This is a genomic window from Methylobacterium sp. Leaf399 (assembly GCF_001424525.1).
Classification (GTDB): domain Bacteria; phylum Pseudomonadota; class Alphaproteobacteria; order Rhizobiales; family Beijerinckiaceae; genus Methylobacterium.
Genome location: NZ_LMQK01000030.1, coordinates 172,635 through 187,695, shown reverse-complemented (window position 1 = coordinate 187,695; position 15,061 = coordinate 172,635). Strand labels below are relative to the sequence as shown.

The 15,061-nt window shown below is 70.1% G+C and carries 15 protein-coding genes; 6 read left to right on the top strand and 9 right to left on the bottom strand.

Features of this window, described 5'->3' with window-relative positions:
- Positions 1 to 200 precede the first annotated feature (200 nt).
- Both ASG40_RS14240 and ASG40_RS14235 read left to right on the top strand, forming a co-directional pair.
- On the top strand, positions 201 to 668 hold the full coding sequence (locus tag ASG40_RS14240; RefSeq protein WP_055886931.1) for a hypothetical protein: 468 nt from the start codon (positions 201 to 203) through the stop codon (positions 666 to 668).
- A 3-nt stretch (positions 669 to 671) separates the two neighbouring features.
- Positions 672 to 1,907 (top strand): HlyD family secretion protein, encoded by a 1,236-nt coding sequence (locus ASG40_RS14235; RefSeq protein ID WP_055886928.1) that lies wholly within the window; start codon positions 672 to 674, stop codon positions 1,905 to 1,907.
- A 433-nt stretch (positions 1,908 to 2,340) separates the two neighbouring features.
- Here ASG40_RS14235 and ASG40_RS14230 read toward each other — a convergent pair whose 3' ends face one another.
- Positions 2,341 to 5,223 (bottom strand): phosphoenolpyruvate carboxylase, encoded by a 2,883-nt coding sequence (locus ASG40_RS14230; RefSeq protein WP_443136616.1) that lies wholly within the window; start codon positions 5,221 to 5,223, stop codon positions 2,341 to 2,343.
- A gap of 236 nt (positions 5,224 to 5,459) precedes the next feature.
- Between ASG40_RS14230 and ASG40_RS14225 the strand changes: the two genes are divergently transcribed.
- The 3 genes from ASG40_RS14225 to ASG40_RS14215 are packed head-to-tail and all read left to right on the top strand — an operon-like array spanning position 5,460 to position 6,933.
- Complete coding sequence (locus ASG40_RS14225) at positions 5,460 to 5,750, top strand: hypothetical protein (protein WP_055886925.1); 291 nt, start codon at positions 5,460 to 5,462, stop codon at positions 5,748 to 5,750.
- Positions 5,747 to 6,478 (top strand): hypothetical protein, encoded by a 732-nt coding sequence (locus ASG40_RS14220; RefSeq protein ID WP_244480623.1) that lies wholly within the window; start codon positions 5,747 to 5,749, stop codon positions 6,476 to 6,478. Before ASG40_RS14225 ends, ASG40_RS14220 begins: the two co-directional genes overlap by 4 nt.
- Positions 6,479 to 6,492: 14 nt before the next feature.
- Positions 6,493 to 6,933, top strand: a complete 441-nt coding sequence (locus tag ASG40_RS14215; RefSeq protein ID WP_055886923.1) for a cupin domain-containing protein — start codon at positions 6,493 to 6,495, stop codon at positions 6,931 to 6,933.
- On the opposite strand, the gene yddG is transcribed toward ASG40_RS14215, so the two are convergent.
- The 7 genes from yddG to ASG40_RS14180 all read right to left on the bottom strand — a co-directional run bounded on the left by yddG (position 6,875) and on the right by ASG40_RS14180 (position 13,268).
- Positions 6,875 to 7,792, bottom strand: coding sequence for an aromatic amino acid exporter YddG (yddG, locus tag ASG40_RS14210; RefSeq protein ID WP_055886920.1), 918 nt, complete (start codon positions 7,790 to 7,792; stop codon positions 6,875 to 6,877). The genes ASG40_RS14215 and yddG overlap by 59 nt on opposite strands.
- 150 nt (positions 7,793 to 7,942) lie before the next feature.
- Positions 7,943 to 8,671, bottom strand: a complete 729-nt coding sequence (gene phbB / locus ASG40_RS14205) for an acetoacetyl-CoA reductase (protein ID WP_055886917.1) — start codon at positions 8,669 to 8,671, stop codon at positions 7,943 to 7,945.
- 190 nt (positions 8,672 to 8,861) lie between these two features.
- Positions 8,862 to 10,043 carry an acetyl-CoA C-acetyltransferase gene (locus ASG40_RS14200; RefSeq protein WP_055886914.1) on the bottom strand — a complete coding sequence of 394 codons (1,182 nt, stop codon included), beginning with the start codon at positions 10,041 to 10,043 and terminating at the stop codon, positions 8,862 to 8,864.
- 324 nt (positions 10,044 to 10,367) lie between these two features.
- Complete coding sequence (locus tag ASG40_RS14195; protein WP_055886911.1) at positions 10,368 to 10,832, bottom strand: arsenate-mycothiol transferase ArsC; 465 nt, start codon at positions 10,830 to 10,832, stop codon at positions 10,368 to 10,370.
- A 144-nt stretch (positions 10,833 to 10,976) separates the two neighbouring features.
- Positions 10,977 to 11,501, bottom strand: coding sequence for a UPF0262 family protein (locus ASG40_RS14190; RefSeq protein ID WP_244472342.1), 525 nt, complete (start codon positions 11,499 to 11,501; stop codon positions 10,977 to 10,979).
- 7 nt (positions 11,502 to 11,508) lie between these two features.
- Positions 11,509 to 12,804 (bottom strand): histidinol dehydrogenase, encoded by a 1,296-nt coding sequence (gene hisD / locus ASG40_RS14185; protein ID WP_055886909.1) that lies wholly within the window; start codon positions 12,802 to 12,804, stop codon positions 11,509 to 11,511.
- Positions 12,801 to 13,268 (bottom strand): DUF2948 family protein, encoded by a 468-nt coding sequence (locus ASG40_RS14180; protein ID WP_055886906.1) that lies wholly within the window; start codon positions 13,266 to 13,268, stop codon positions 12,801 to 12,803. The genes hisD and ASG40_RS14180 overlap by 4 nt, the downstream gene beginning before the upstream one ends.
- 265 nt (positions 13,269 to 13,533) lie before the next feature.
- Here ASG40_RS14180 and ASG40_RS14175 point away from each other — a divergent pair, with 265 nt between their 5' ends.
- On the top strand, positions 13,534 to 13,878 hold the full coding sequence (locus ASG40_RS14175) for a hypothetical protein (protein ID WP_244472341.1): 345 nt from the start codon (positions 13,534 to 13,536) through the stop codon (positions 13,876 to 13,878).
- A 147-nt stretch (positions 13,879 to 14,025) separates the two neighbouring features.
- Here ASG40_RS14175 and ASG40_RS14170 read toward each other — a convergent pair whose 3' ends face one another.
- Positions 14,026 to 14,904 (bottom strand): alpha/beta fold hydrolase, encoded by an 879-nt coding sequence (locus tag ASG40_RS14170; protein ID WP_055886904.1) that lies wholly within the window; start codon positions 14,902 to 14,904, stop codon positions 14,026 to 14,028.
- Positions 14,905 to 15,061: the final 157 nt, after the last annotated feature.

The following is a 15,061-nucleotide window of genomic DNA, read 5'->3' as shown; positions in this document are numbered from 1 at the left end:
GATGCTTATCGGCAGCTGACGGGAAAAATCCGCCGCCTCCGGAACACCAGCATCCAACGGCGGAAATCAATTATACGCGCGACAAATTCAATACCCGAGTGTATCTTGGCTCCTCCAGAGGGCGGTTCTGGCGTTTGATACGCCGTGGAACTATGCGAAGCCGCGTTTCGATTGCGTCACCATTTCTGTCGGGGGCCAACATGTCCGACGCGATTCATCCGGCTGCACCGCATCATTTGCCGATGTTCGTGCCAGCGGCAGATGGGACCGACGTGTTCATGTCGGTCATGGCCGTTGTCCTCGTCGTCGTGGTGATGGCAGCGGGGCTTCTGTTCCTGCGCCTGCACACCTTGCCCGAACGGATGGCCCACAAGAGCCACAAGCTGCAATTCGAGATCGTCGCCGTGCTGGGGCTGCTCGCCCTCTTCACGCATATCCATCTGTTCTGGGTGATGGGCCTCCTGCTCGCCCTGATCGACATCCCGAACTTCGGAGGAACGCTCAGCCGGATGGCGGGGGCGCTCGAACGGATCGCGGGTCTCCCTCCAGAAACGGGAGCTGCGGCGGTGTCAGAGGACATCGCGTCGGTCAGTGCTGGCGACGAAGACCTCCCGCCTGTCTCACGGCCCATCCCGAGGATCGTCCCGTCACGCACGACGAGGACCTGATCCATGCTTGAGATCTTGCTGTGCTCGGTGCTGACAATCCTGCCGGACTATCTTTTCCGACGCTTCGGCCAGGGCAAGCGGTTCGGCAGGGAGATCACGCTCTACTCGGTTTGGTTCGAGTTGAGGTGGGGTATCGTTTCATGCCTGATGCTTTCCGTGGGTCTGATCACGGTGATTTTCTATTATCACCCGTCCACGAAAAGCGCGACCCTGTACTACAGGACCGTTCCCATCGTCTCGGAGACGAGCGGACGTGTAGCCGAGATCTACGTCAACAGCATCAGCGGCGAGGTCAAGCAGGGCGAACCCATCTTCCGCCTGGACAGCGCAACCCAGGAGGCGGCAGCCGAGGCGGCTCGGCGCAAGATCGCTGAGGTCGAGGCGGCCATGGTGGCGGCGCGATCCGAGATTGCGGCGACCGAAGGCAAGGCTCAGGAGGCGAGGAGCGGCCTGCAGCAGGCCATCGACGAACTGGAAACAAAGCAGGAGCTGAACCGGCGAGGCGCTGGGATCGTCGCGTTTCGCGAGATCGAGCGGCTCCAGAACGTCGTGAACGGCCGGCGCGGCTCGGTCGCGGCGGCGACGGCGGCCAAGCAGACGGCCGAAGCACAGGTCAGCAGCCTTCTCCCGGCCCAGAAAGCCAGTGCGGAAGCTGCTCTCGCCCAAGCCGCCGTCGAGATTGCGAAGACCACCATCCGGGCCGGTGTCGGTGGACGCGTGGAGCAGTTCACCCTGCGGGTCGGCGATATCGTCAATCCGATCATGCGACCGGCAGGCGTGCTGATCCCCGACGGTGCAGGACGTAAAGCCATTACGGCGGGGTTCGCGCAGATCGAAGCTCAGGTGATGAAGGTCGGCATGCTGGCCGAGGTCACCTGTGTCTCGAAACCCTGGACCGTCATCCCCATGGTGGTAACGAGCGTGCAGGACTTCATCGCAGCCGGACAGTTTCGTGGCGGCGAGCAACTCGTCGATGCGCAACAGGTGGTTCGCCCCGGAACGATCACGGTGTTTCTCGAGCCGCTCTACACGGGCGGGCTCGAAGGCGTGACACCGGGAAGCAGCTGCATCGCCAATGCCTATACCAGCAACCACGATCTGATCGCGTCGGGCAAGCTCGGCACCACCAGGAGCTTGGTCCTCCATGCGGTCGATGCCACCGGTATCGTGCACGCCATGATCCTGCGGATCCAGGCGCTGATGCTACCCATCCAAACCCTCGTGCTGAGCGGACATTGACGCAGGAACGGACCGAAGCCCCCGGTCGGTCACCAACTGGTCGTCTGTTCTCCATCCGACCCGACCGGATACCTCTGTCGCATCGCGTGCCGGAAAGCGGACCTTCCGACCTTCTGCAACGGGTCGGAAGCGGGCCTTCCCCTGGTTGAGGTGATAGGGTTCCGACCCCAAGGGACGGGGTTTGAAAGACGAAGAGCGGCGTTCGAAGGCCATGGCGGACGACATCGGGACGACGCCGAGGACGAAGGCCGTCATGGCAGCGACGACAACGGTCTTCATCACATGAAACGCGGCTCCTCATGCAGTCCGGACCTCGGGGTCGGGTCCGTTCATCCTGCCTGAGCCCGTTACCGGAAGCCGCTGCTCTTCGTGACGTTTCGCCTCGCACGAGGCGCGAGGGATCAAAGCATGGCGGCCTTCCGGGGGCGACCGCTCACCCGAAGGCGCCGACCTCGTGCTGGATCATCCCGCTCAGTTCCCGCACCCGCGCGAAGGAGCGGCCGATGGGCGCGAACAGGGTGGTGTGCTCGGCCTCGTAGGTGCCGACGTCGCGCGGGCCGGCGGGCTCACCGAAGTTGAGGCCCAGGGTCGGGTCGGGCGTCACGGGGAACACGTCCTCCAGGAGGGTGAGGCAGCCCTCCACGTCGAGGCGCAGGAAGCGCTCGATCAGCGCCTCGCGGGTGATGCCCGACTGCGGCCGGAAGCCGGGGATGTGGACGGCGAGGAACCAGATCCGGTGGATCAGGGCGAGGCGGATGGCGTGGAGCAGGGTCAGGCGCGGCGACATCTTGCCGAGGTCGGGGGCGGCGGTCTGCAGGCTCAGCCAGTCGCAGGTGAGGCGGCCGAACAGACGGCGCAGCTTCGGCGCCAGGTCGAGGCGGTCGAGGGCGGTGGCGATCACCACGAGTTCGTCGCGCCGCGCGTCGCGCTGCGTGCGCCGGGCCCGCTCCAGCCACACGGCCGGGTCGAGGGTGTCGATATAGGCGCGCAGCACGTCGAGGTCGCTGACCGCGGCCGCGTGCTGGACCATGCGGAAGGCGCGCGAGAAGCGCACCGAATCGCGGCGCATGTCGCGGAACAGGTCCGGCGCCCGGCCCGCGGCGCGGCCCATGCCGTGCAGCGAATTGGCGAGGAACCCGAGCTGGTGCAGGATCGCGTTGTTGGGGATCGCCCGCATCTGGCGCGGATGCGTGATCATGGCCGGCCCGCCCCCGTCGCTCTGGCGGGCCACCGGGCGCGAGCCGGTACGGTCGAGGAGGCTGGGGCCGAAGGTGCCCAGCAGCGCCGCGTAGCCGGTGTCGTCGACGAGGGACTCCATGTCCTGGCGCACCACCGTGAAGAACTCGGTGGCGAAATCGGCCTCGGCGTAGATCGGGTCGTCGGTCTCGTCGGCGCCGTCGGGGGCATCGCTGAGGACGTAGTCGGCAAACGCGTCCTCGTCGGCGATGTCGAGGGCGAAGACGTGCTCGGCGATGCGCTCCACAGTGGCCTGCGCCAGCGGCGGGGTGCCGAACATCAGGTAGCCGTCCGACCCCTGGAAGCTCGATTCGAGGCGCACCCTGATGCCGTTGGCCCGGTTGCGCCGGCGCGCGTCCTCGGGGGCGAGATAGGCGAGGCGGTCGCGCAGGGAACTCGGGTGTGCGCCCCGGCCGATCGATTCGCCGTGGGTGTCGAAGATCGCGAGCTCGATGCCGGAGAGATCGTTCTGCGCCATGAGTTCGGACAGGCGAAGCCGCAGCCGCTCGATCCAGAAGCTCGCGGCGAGCTGGCCGACGTAGCGGCCGGAATCGGAGTAGCCGAACTGCACCGTCAGCCGCCCGATGCGCTTGAGGTACTGGCGCCAATGGGGATTGCGCAGGGCGTCGTCGAGGACGCGGATGCCCTGTTCCAGTGCGCTCGCCGTTTCGAACAGCGGCGTGATCTCGACCTTGTCGGCGATCCCGTAGTGGCGGGCGAGCCAGAGGGCGGCGAGCAGCGTGTAGCCGGTCTCGGTCTCCGCGATGAGGAAGCGCACCGGGTGGGTGCCGTCGACGTGCTTGAGGATCTGGGTGATCGTCATCATCAGCCGGGCGGCCGAGGCGCGCTCGGCGGCCAGCGCCCCGAAGTCCACGTCGACCGGCTGCACGTCGTTGAGCAGCGCGTGGATGGTGGCGAGGTGCGACCGGCGCTGGGCGGCGTCGGTGGGCTCGCCCTCGAGGTCGATCACCCGGCGCACGGCGTTGTGGATCTGGCTGGCGTTGAGCCGGAAGTGGGGCAGGGCGTTCGAGAGCCCGTGCGCGGCGATGCCCGAGCGCAGCACCGCGATGGCGCGCCGGTCCGCATCGCTTTCGGCCACGGTGATGGCGCCGGCGAGCCCCGCCAGGATCGGCCCGGCATCGGTCTGGGCGCGTTCGCGCTCGATGATGAGGGCGAGGGCGAAGCGGTGGACCGCCTCCAGGGTCGGCTTGGTGCCCAGCCGCGGCGCCACCGCGAGCTGGCGGTTGACGGCGGCCAGCGCGCCCTGGGCCAGGGTCCGTACCACCTTGGTGGCCGGCACGTCGGGCAGGTCGCGCATCAGCCGGTCGAGCTGCATGCGCTTGGATTCGATGCGGTAGCGCAGGGTGTCCCACCAGCCGATGTCGGTGCGCCCGTCGGTGTCGCAGCCGACCCAGCTCGCGATGGCGAAGGGCTTAGGCACGAGTTCGGTCCAGCGGTCGGGCCAGCGCGCCCGGGCGGCGTCGAGCAGCGCGCCGTTGAAGGCGTCTAGCGCCTCGCGGCCGTGGTTGGCGGCGATGCAGGCCTGCTCGAACTCGTCGTCGAGGCTGATCCTGGCGTCGGGCCGGGTCGAGAGGGCGGCGGCCTCGGCCACCAGGGGCCTGCGCGCGCCGGCATCGGGCTCGGAGGCGGCCCTGGCGATCAGGCCGGCCACGGCCTTGGGCATGCCGAAGGTGGGATGGGCCGTGAACACCACCGCGAAAGCGGTGCGGCCCACGAGGCCGCGCAGGGTCTCGAAATCGTTCGCGCCCTTGGGGACGGCGCCGACGATCCGGGCCGGCATGCCGGCATCCGAAGCGTGGCGGTCTAGCCCGACGTAGCCGCGCAGGCGGGCGGCGCGCTCGGCCAGGGACTGCTCGCGCAGGCGGGCGAACAACCCGTCGAGGTCGGCCTCGCCGATCTCGTCCCGGTCGAGCATCCGGGTGATCGCCAGGGTCACCGCCAGGACCGGGTTGCGGAAGGGATCGTCGCTGGCCTGCTCGCGGGAATCCTCGATGAGGGCGAGGAGGTCCCGCTCCAGCGCGTCGGGGGCGTGCGGGGCGGCTGGGCTGCGGTCGAGCATGCGCATCGAGAACCTTGGAAGAGAGCGTCGTCACCACGCATAGGGTGAGCGGGGCCGGAACGCGACGGGAACCATGGAACGGCGTCGGCGACAGCCGTGTGGCGACCCCGGCGACGGCCCGACCCGAGGCCTGCGTGACGCAAGGACCGTTCCGCCGCGCGCCGGGCGGTCGGGTTCGGCCGCTTGCGGTTCCGTGCGTGCAACGGACGCTGTCCTGGGGTAACGCTGTCCCCGGCATGGAAACGGTTCTGATCCTCGTCGCCGTCGTGGCCCTTGCCATTTCCGGCGTGACGGTGGGGGCGATGGCGGCACGCTCTCGCCGCCCGCCCTTGCGCCTGCCGAACGAGCACAGGATCGAACAGGCCAGCGACGACGGGCTGATGGACGACATCGAAGCACCCCTGCCGAGCCCGATCGACCGGCGCAGCGGCGCCGTGCTCGACCTCGAGCCGATCGAGTCGCAGCTGCAGATCGCGGCCTCCCGGCGGGCCGAGGCGCCGCGACGCCGGGACGACGCCGAGCGATGATTGATCGGATACGGACGGCCGCCCTCGCGGTCCTCGTCGGGGGATTCGTGCTCGCTCGGCCGGCTCCGGTGCCGGCGCAGGATGGCGAGCCGGCGATACAGCCCGAGGCGCCCGGCCAGGATACGCCCGTGCCCAAGAAGCCGCGGCGCAAGCCGGCGGCGGCGAAGCCGGCTCCCGTGCCGGCCGAACCCGCGACGCCGATGGCGGCCCAGCCCATGCCGGAACCGGCGGCCCCGCCCAACCTCACGGTGCTGTGCGAAGGAAAATCCGCCCGCTACACGGCCGATACCGGCGCGGCGGTGTGGGTGACGCGCTCGGGCGTCGTGTCGGTGGACAACCCGCTGCGGCCGCTGACCCCGGACACGACGCGGGTGCTGCAGGTGGTGGTCGGCGACCGGGCGGCGACCGCCTACGGCCCCGATCTCGCCGCCCTGCGCCGAGGCGGCACGCCGGCCTCGCTGGAGGCGCGTCTGGGCGCCGCGATCCGCTGGGACGAGGTGCTGCCGCTCCTGCCGGATGCCTTCGTCGTCGTCTCCGAGGCCGGCGAGACGGTCGCCCGCCTGCCGTTCAAGGACTGCGCCGAGGCGCCCGCCGTGAAGGCCGATCCGGTCGCGGCCAAGCCCGCCTCGAAATCCCCCCCGAAGCCGCGTCGGGCGAAGCCCGAGGGCGAAGCCACGGCACCCAAGGGCTTGCAGATCCCGCAAGGGGCGATCCCCGGCAATCCATAGGAGCGACCAAGGTCATGACGTCAACGCTCGCCGCCGCCGAGGTGATCGCCCGGCTCGGCCTCGCGCCGCATCCCGAGGGCGGCCATTACCGCGAGACGTTTCGCGATGCCGAGACCGTGGGGGGACGCGCGGTGGGCAGCGCGATCTACTACCTGCTCGATGTCGGCGAGACCTCGGCCTGGCACCGGGTCGATGCCGCCGAGATCTGGTTCTGGCACGCGGGCGCGCCGATGGTGATCACGGTGAGCCCCAACGGCCATGACGCCGAGGCGCGCCACCTCGGTCCCGACCTCGCCCGCGGCCAGCGTCCGCAGATCGTGGTGCCCAAGGGCCATTGGCAGACCGCGACGAGTCTCGGCGCCTGGACCCTGGTGAGCTGCACCGTCGCCCCGGCCTTCACCTTCGAGGGGTTCGAGATGGCCCCGCCGGACTGGCGCCCGACGCCGCGGGGGTGACGGCGGCCCGCGCCGCCACGACGGCGCCGGCGACGATGAGGAGGCAGGCGAGGCCCAGCGCCGGCGTCGCATCGGCATATCCGGTGGCCACGAGGATCAGCGTCGACAGGACCGGCGCGGCGTAGGAGCAGACGCCCAGAAGCCGGATGTCGCCCCGCTTCATGCCGACGTCCCACAGGTAGAAGGCTGCGCCCACGGGCCCGAGCCCGAGGGCGACGAGCGCCGCCCATTGTCCCGCACCCGCCGGCCACACCGTGCGCTCCAAGGCCAGGTGGCAGGCGAGGCTCAAGGCCGCGGTCGCGAGGCAGAACCCGGCCACCGCATCGGTGGGAACGGCCCCGAACCGGCGCGACAGCACCGAATATCCGGCCCAGACGAAGGCGCAGGCGAAGGAGGCGGCATAGCCCGGCAGGGCGCCGGCCGGAAACTGCAGGTCGCCCCGCCCGGCGAAGAGGGCGGCCACCCCCGAAAGCCCGAGGAGGGCGCCGACCACATGACCACGGCGCAGGCCCGCCTCGCCGGGCAGTCCGGCCGAGAACAGGACGATGAGGAGCGGCCACAGGTAGTTGAGCAGCCCCGCCTCGGCCGGCGGGGCCAGCCGCAGGGCGGTGAAATAGAGGGCGTGGTAGCCGAACAGGCCGCCGACCCCGAGCAGCCAGACCGGCCAGGGCTGCACCAGGGCCTTCAGCCCGGACGGCCGCACGAGCCAGCTTGCGCAACCGAGGAGCCCGCCGATGGCGAAGGTCATCGCCGCGAGCTGGAACGGGGGGACATCGCCCGATGCGGCCGTGAACAGGGCCAGCAGCGACCACAGCAGGATCGCACCCGAGCCGACGAGGGTGGCGGAGGCTAAGGTCATCCGTGGCCGACTACGCCGGCGCCCCGGAACGACGGCGCGGTGTCATCGACGATGCCGATGACCGCCGCGGTGGCGCCCTCGTTCCACAGCCTTCGATGTCCTGTCATCCTGTCAGGGTGTGAGGCGGCGAGGCCGCCCCGCACTGCGCGATCACGCGATGTACTGCGCGCCGTTGATGGTCAGGGTCGAGCCGGTGATGAAGCCCGAGTCCTCGGCGGCGAGGTATTCCACCGCGCGGGCGATCTCCTCGGCTTCGCCGAGACGGCCGACCGGGATCGTGGCGATGATCTTGTTGCGGATGTCCTCCGGCACCGCCATCACCATGTCGGTGGCGATGTAGCCCGGCGCGATCACGTTGACGGTGATGCCCTTGGAGGCGCTTTCCTGGGCGAGCGCCTTGGCGAAGCCGATGACGCCGGCCTTGGCGGCCGAGTAGTTGGTCTGGCCGGCCTGGCCCTTCTGGCCGTTGATCGACGAGATCAGGATGATGCGGCCGAACCCGCGCGTGCGCATGCCCTCGATGACGGGGCGGGTGCAGGTGAACATCGAGTCGAGGTTGGTCTTGATGACCGCCTGCCACTTGTCGAAGGTCATCTTGTGGAAGGCGCCGTCGCGGGTGATGCCGGCGTTGTTGACCAGCACGTCGATGGGGCCGACCTCGGCCTCCACCTGTTTGATGCCGGCCTCGCAGGCGGCGGCGTCGCCGACGTCGAACTTGAACACCGGGATGCCGGTCTCGGCCTTGAAGGCGGCGGCCGCCTCGTCGTTGCCGCCGTAGTTGGCGGCGACCTTGTAGCCCTTGGCCTTGAGGCCGTTCGAGATCGCGGCGCCGATGCCGCGCGTTCCACCCGTGACGAGGGCGACGCGTTCCTGAGCCATGATATCCTCCGATTGTTGTTTCTTGGCAGGTTTATGAAGTTGGCAGGCTGATGAAAGCCGGTGTCGCGTGGGGCTTTAGCGGGCGAGGCAGCCGTCACGCGACCCATTTAAATTTGCGGCGCCGTCAAGAATTCCCGAACCGGCGCCGCGACTTGGCGGGTGGCCTTGGCGGGTGGCCTTGGCGGGTGGCTCAGACCCGCTCGATGCACATGGCGACACCCATGCCGCCGCCGATGCAGAGGGTGGCGAGGCCCTTCTTGCCGTCGCGGCGCTTGAGCTCGTGCAGCAGGGTGACGAGGACGCGGGCGCCGGAGGCACCGATGGGGTGGCCGATGGCGATGGCGCCGCCGTTGACGTTCACCTTGTCGGTGTCCCAGCCCATGTCCTTGTTCACGGCGAGCGCCTGGGCGGCGAAGGCCTCGTTGGCCTCGATCAGGTCGAGGTCGGACGCCTTCCAGCCGGCCTTGTCCAGCGCCTTGCGGGAGGCGGGGATCGGGCCGGTGCCCATCACCTTGGGGTCGACGCCGGCGGTGGCCCAGGAGACGATGCGGGCCAGCGGCGTGATGCCCCGGCGCTCGGCTTCCGAGGCCGACATCAGCACGATGGCGGCCGCGCCGTCGTTGAGGCCAGACGCGTTGGCGGCGGTGACGGTGCCGTCCTTCGAGAAGGCCGGCTTCAGCTTGGCCATGGCCTCGACGGTGGCGCCGTCACGGATGTACTCGTCGGTGTCGACGATGGTGTCGCCCTTGCGGCCCGGCACCGTGACGGGGACGATCTCGTCCTTGAAGCGGCCTTCCTTGCGGGCGGCCTCGGCCTTGTTCTGCGAGGCCGTCGCGAACGCGTCCTGCTGCTCGCGGGTGAGCTGGAAGGCCTGGGCCACGTTCTCGGCGGTGGTGCCCATGTGGTAGCCGTTGAAGGCGTCCCACAGGCCGTCCTTGATCATGGTGTCGACGAGCTTGACGTCGCCCATCTTCTGTCCGCCGCGCAGGTACTGGGCGTGGGGGGAGAGCGACATCGACTCCTGGCCGCCGGCCACGATGACGGTGGCGTCGCCGTTGGCGATCTGCTGCATGCCGATGGCGACGGTGCGAAGCCCTGAGCCGCAGACCTGGTTGAGGCCCCAGGCCGTGGCCTTCTCGGGGATGCCGGCCTTGATGGCGGCCTGGCGGGCCGGGTTCTGGCCGGCGCCCGCGGTGAGGACCTGGCCGAAGATGACCTCGTCCACGTCGTCGGGCGAGACGCCGGCCCGCTCCAGGGCCGCCTTGATCGCCACGGCGCCGAGGTCGTGGGCCGGGACCGTGTTGAAGGCCCCGCCGAACGAGCCGACGGCGGTGCGCGCCGCGCCGACGATGACGATGTCTTCTGCTGCCATGGTGCGTGTCTCCTCGATGTCTGTCGGCAATGCCTGGCCGCCGTCGAGGGCGTGCGCGCTTGTGCCGTCTCCTCGGATGAAAGGCCTCGACCTGTTGAAGTCAAGCGCCTGCACCGACCAGCAGTCGTCGTCGTCGACTCTTTTGTCGGTTCGCCACTGGTCCAGGCACGGCGGCACGTCCAGCGGGTGACGCATTCCTTCGATCGATCTTGCAACCGATCTTGGTCGAAGGCCGCTGGTATTATGAACACCTCATAGAACATCTCTGCAAAGCCATGGCTCGTTGCCACGAGGGTGTCGCCATCGCCCGTCGCGGGAGGGCCCTCATGGCTTCAGCCTCGTCTTGATCCGATAGATCAGCCCGTCGCGGACATCGCGATAGGCGTCGAGACGCTGGTCGCGCGAGGCTTCCTGCAGGATGGTCGGGTCGGGGGTCGGCCAGTATTCCACCTCGACGGCGTTGGTGCGGGTGAGCTCCAGCGCGGCGTGGTGGGCTTCGGGCGCCAGGGTGATGATGAGGTCGAAGTTCAGCCCCTCCCACTCCTCGAGCTGTTCGAGGGTGCGCGGCTTGTGGCGCGAGGCGTCGATGCCGATCTCGTCCAGCGCCGCCACCATGAACGGATCGGCCGGCTCGCCGGTGCGCACCCCGGCCGACTGCACGTAGGTCGACTTGCCGAAGTAGTGGCGGGCGATCGCCTCGGCGGCCAGCGAGCGCACCGCGTTGTAGTTGCACATGAACAGCACCGACTGCACGCGCTTCTTCTTGCCCGGGCCGCCCTCGTCCGCCATCCGCTGCCTTGCCTTGGGTCTCGATGGGGAGACCGGTCCTTATGAGCCGACGACCCCGACGGTCGACGCGGGTGCAAAGCGCGACTGTGCGTCGCCACGCGCGTGGGCGAGGCCCTCGACCGTGTGCGGTCGAGGGCCTCGCCTTCAAGCCTTCCAGTGCAAGGCGAAGACCAGGGTGAACAGCCGGCGCGCGGTGTCGTGGTCGAGGTCGACCTTGCCTTCGAGGCGCTGGCGCAGCAGCTCGGAGGCCTCGTTGTGGAGGCCGCGCCGGCCCATGTCGATCGCCTCGATCTGGGTCGGCGAGGCGGTCTTGATGGCGTTGAAGTAGCTCTCGCAGATCATCTCGTAGTCGCGGATCACCCGCCGGAACGGGGTCAGCGACAGGAGGTGGGTCATCGCCGGGCCGCCGCTCTCGTGGCGGATCGCGAAGGAGAGCTTGTTCTCGACGAGGCCGAGGGTGAGGGCGAAGGGGCCCTCGCGTCCGGGGATCGAGAAGTGGTTGTCCTCCAGGATGTCGAAGATCGCGATGGCACGCTCGTGCTCCTGGTCGGGGTTGCCCCGCCCGATCGAATCCTCGTCGAGGGTCACCGACGCGAGGCGGTCGAGACCCTTGGTCTTGCGGTCACGGGCATCGTCGCGCTCTTGCGCCACCTTGGCTTCGTCCGACATGGCCGCCTCACAGGTTCAGACGGATGGCGACGGAGCGGGCATGGCCGTCGAGGCCCTCCGAGCGTCCGAGCGCGATGGCGGCGGGGCCCAGCGCCCGCAGGGCGGCGGCGTCGCAGCGCAGGATCGTGGTGCGCTTCATGAAGTCGAGGACGCCGAGGCCCGAGGAGAACCGCGCCGAGCGGGCGGTGGGCAGCACGTGGTTGGGGCCGCCGACATAATCGCCGATCGCCTCCGGGGTGTGGCTGCCGAGGAAGATCGCGCCCGCGTTGCGGATGCGGTCCGCCAGGGCCTCGGCGTCTTGCGTCTCGATCTCCAGGTGCTCGGGGGCGAGGCGGTCGACCAGCGGCACCGCCTCGATGAGGTCGCGCACCACGAGGATGGCGCCGTAGTCGCGCCAGCTCGCCCGGGCGATCTCGGCGCGCGGCAGGGTGACGAGCGCGCGCTCCACGGCGGTCTCGACCGCATCGGCGAGGCCGGCGGAATCCGTGATCAGGATCGCCTGCGCCGCGACGTCGTGCTCGGCCTGGGCCAGCAGGTCGGCCGCGATCCAGTCCGGATTGGCGTGGGCATCGGCCAGGATCAGCACCTCGGAGGGGCCGGCGATCATGTCGATGCCGACCTGCCCGAACACCCGGCGCTTGGCGGCCGCGACCCAGGCGTTGCCGGGCCCCACGATCTTGGCCACGGGCGCGACGGTCGGGGTGCCGTAGGCCAGCGCCGCTACCGCCTGCGCGCCGCCGACCCGGTAGATCTCGTCGACGCCCGCCAGCCTGGCGGCGGCCAGCACCAGCGGGTTCATCTGCCCTTCGGGCATCGGCACCACCATGACCACGCGGGGCACCCCGGCGACGCGGGCGGGGATGGCGTTCATCAGGACGGAGGAGGGATAGCTCGCGGTGCCGCCGGGTACGTAGAGGCCGACCGATTCGAGGGCCGTCCAGCGCCAGCCCGACATCACCCCGAGTTCGTCGGTGGAGCGGTGGTCCTGCGGCACCTGGCGACGGTGGAAGGTCTCGATCCGCTCCGCCGCGAGGGCCAGGGCGTCGAGGGTCTCGGCCGGGCAGGCGGCGATCGCCGCATCGACCTCGGCGGGCGTGACGCGCAGGGAGGCGGCGGTGAACTCCTCGCCGCGCCGGTCGAAGCGGCGGGTGTAGTCGACGAGCGCGTCGTCGCCGCCGGCCACCACGCCGGCGATGATGGCCCGCACGGTGTCGTCGACCTCCTCGGAGATCTCGCGCTTGACGCTGAGCAGGCGCCGGAACTCCTCGGCGAACCCGTCCTGGGACGAATCGAGGCGGATCATGGGGTGCGTCCTTCGATGGCGGCGCGGCCGGCCTCGGCCGCCTCGTGGTCGGGGCGCCCTTCCGCCTCCCAGACCGGGCCGAGGTCCTTCATCCGCACCTCGATGCATTCGACGTCGAGCCGGATCGCGGCGCCGCCGGCAAAGACCAGGGTCACGGTGCCGGAAGGCGCCTCGCCCGGTTCGAAGGTGACGGCGAGCAGGCTCAGGGTCGCGTCCGAATCCGCGCCCGGTACGATCCCGCGGCCGCGCACGCCCAACACCCGCTCGAAATGCACCCCCGTCAGCCGCCGGCGCGGCGCCTCGCCGGGCGCCGCCGACCAGTCGAACCGGCGCGCCACCAGCACGAAGCGATGCGCGCCCGCCAGATAGGCGAGGTCGCCCGAGCGCAGGATCGCATCCTGGAGGTGGGCCGAGACGACCGCGAGGTCCTCGGTGTCGAGGGCAGCGAGCTTGAGAAGCTCCATGGCGGGGGTGTCGCGCTCTTGCAAAAGTCGATGGGATTTTCGGGACGACGCGGGTGTACGGGACGAGGGGCCGCGCCGATGACGGCCATGGTAGGTAGCGAGGCCACCCGCCCACGGCAACCGTCATGGTTCGCCGGGACACGGGGGCCCGACCCCATGTGATGCCGCCCGGCGGCCTCATCACGCGTTCATCTCGCCCGCGCTACCACCGTGACCGTCGACATACGGCGGCGAGACCCGCCGACGAGATCCGGAGACGACGACGGTGAAGCGCATCCTCCTGGCGGCCACGACGGCCCTGACCCTCGCCGGCGGCGTGAGCGCCCAGGCCCAGTACGGCGGGGGCTACGACGACGACCGGCCCCGCCGCTACGAAGAGCGGCGCTCCGACGAGGACCGCTACGAGCGCCGCCGTCCGCGCTACGAGGAGGATCGCTACGAGCGGCGCCGGTCGCGCTACGACGACGACCGGTTCGACCGGGCTCCGCGCGGCGGCGGCATCTGCGTCACCGCCCGCGGCAATTGCATGACGCGGCCGGCGCCGATCAATGCGCCCTGCGGCTGCGAGGTCCCGGGGTTCGGGTTCAAGCGCGGCGCCATCGGCGGCTGAGGCCGACGCGGTCCGGCGGCGAGGAGCTGCCCCGATCCCGCATCATCCCATTTCCGGGTGATCACTTCGTGATGCGGAAATGGGCTTCGCTCAGGCGCCGCGCGGGCTCGGTGATACGGTTCCCGCTTGATTCAAGCGTAAACCGCCTCACCCGATCCCGCGGATCGCCTCGGCGACCTCGCCGGCATATTCCTCGTGGGCGCTGAGCGCCCCCGGGACCGTCTCGCGGCTGACCCGGCCGGTGGCGATGAGGGCGTCCATCTCCGCGCCCGAGCGGCGCGGCGCCCGCTCGGGCCGCAGCACCAGCACCGGCGGCAGGCCGGGCCCCTCGAACAGCGACAGGAAGGCCTCGCGGCTCGTACAGGGGTCGAGCCCGCCGGTGACGAAGGCGGCGGTGCCGAAGCGGGCGCCGATCTGGCGGGTGATGGCGTGCTTGTCGGCGATGACGCCGGGGGTGACGTGGTCCGGGTCGGCGTAGACGTGGGCGCGCATCATCCGCCCGATCACCGGCCGGCTGATGTTGATGCGGTAGATCGCGTCGCCGACGAGGGGTACCTCGACGAGGCGGCGCAGGGCCTTGAACAGGCCGCGCCGCTCCTGGCCCATGGCGGTGGGGAGCGGCCCGCGCCAGGTCGGTCCGACGAGGACGATGCGCTTGAACAGGCCGGGATGCCGGCGGGCCGCCGCCATGAGGTAGGGGCCGGCATGGCCCGCCGCCACGGCGAGCGCGTAGGGGCCGGGCTTGGCCACGAACAACGCGTCGAGGAAGGCGTGCATCGTGCCCGGGTTCATGGGCAGCGGTACGCGGGCCTGATTGCCGAACCCCGGCCAGTCGGGGATCAGGCAGCGGTAGTCGTGCCCGAGGTCGCGCGCCAGCGGCCACATCTCGGAGCGGGCCGAGATCGACGACAGGGCGGGGAGGAGCAGGGCGTCGGGGCCGCTGCCGACCACGTCGCAGGGCATCGACAGGGTGCGCCCGTCGATGGTCAGGCTGAAGCTGCGGGCGGAACGTGCCGGCTCGATCATGACCCCTCGGATGGCTGAGGCACCGGTCCGCGACGCGGCATGCGGTTGGCGGGATGAAGGACGAAGCGATCGTCGACAGAGTCGGCTGACAGTCGCGAGGTCGGTCACGACGATTCCGTCGAAAGGGATCGCAGGCCCGTCCGCGATCCCCGGACAG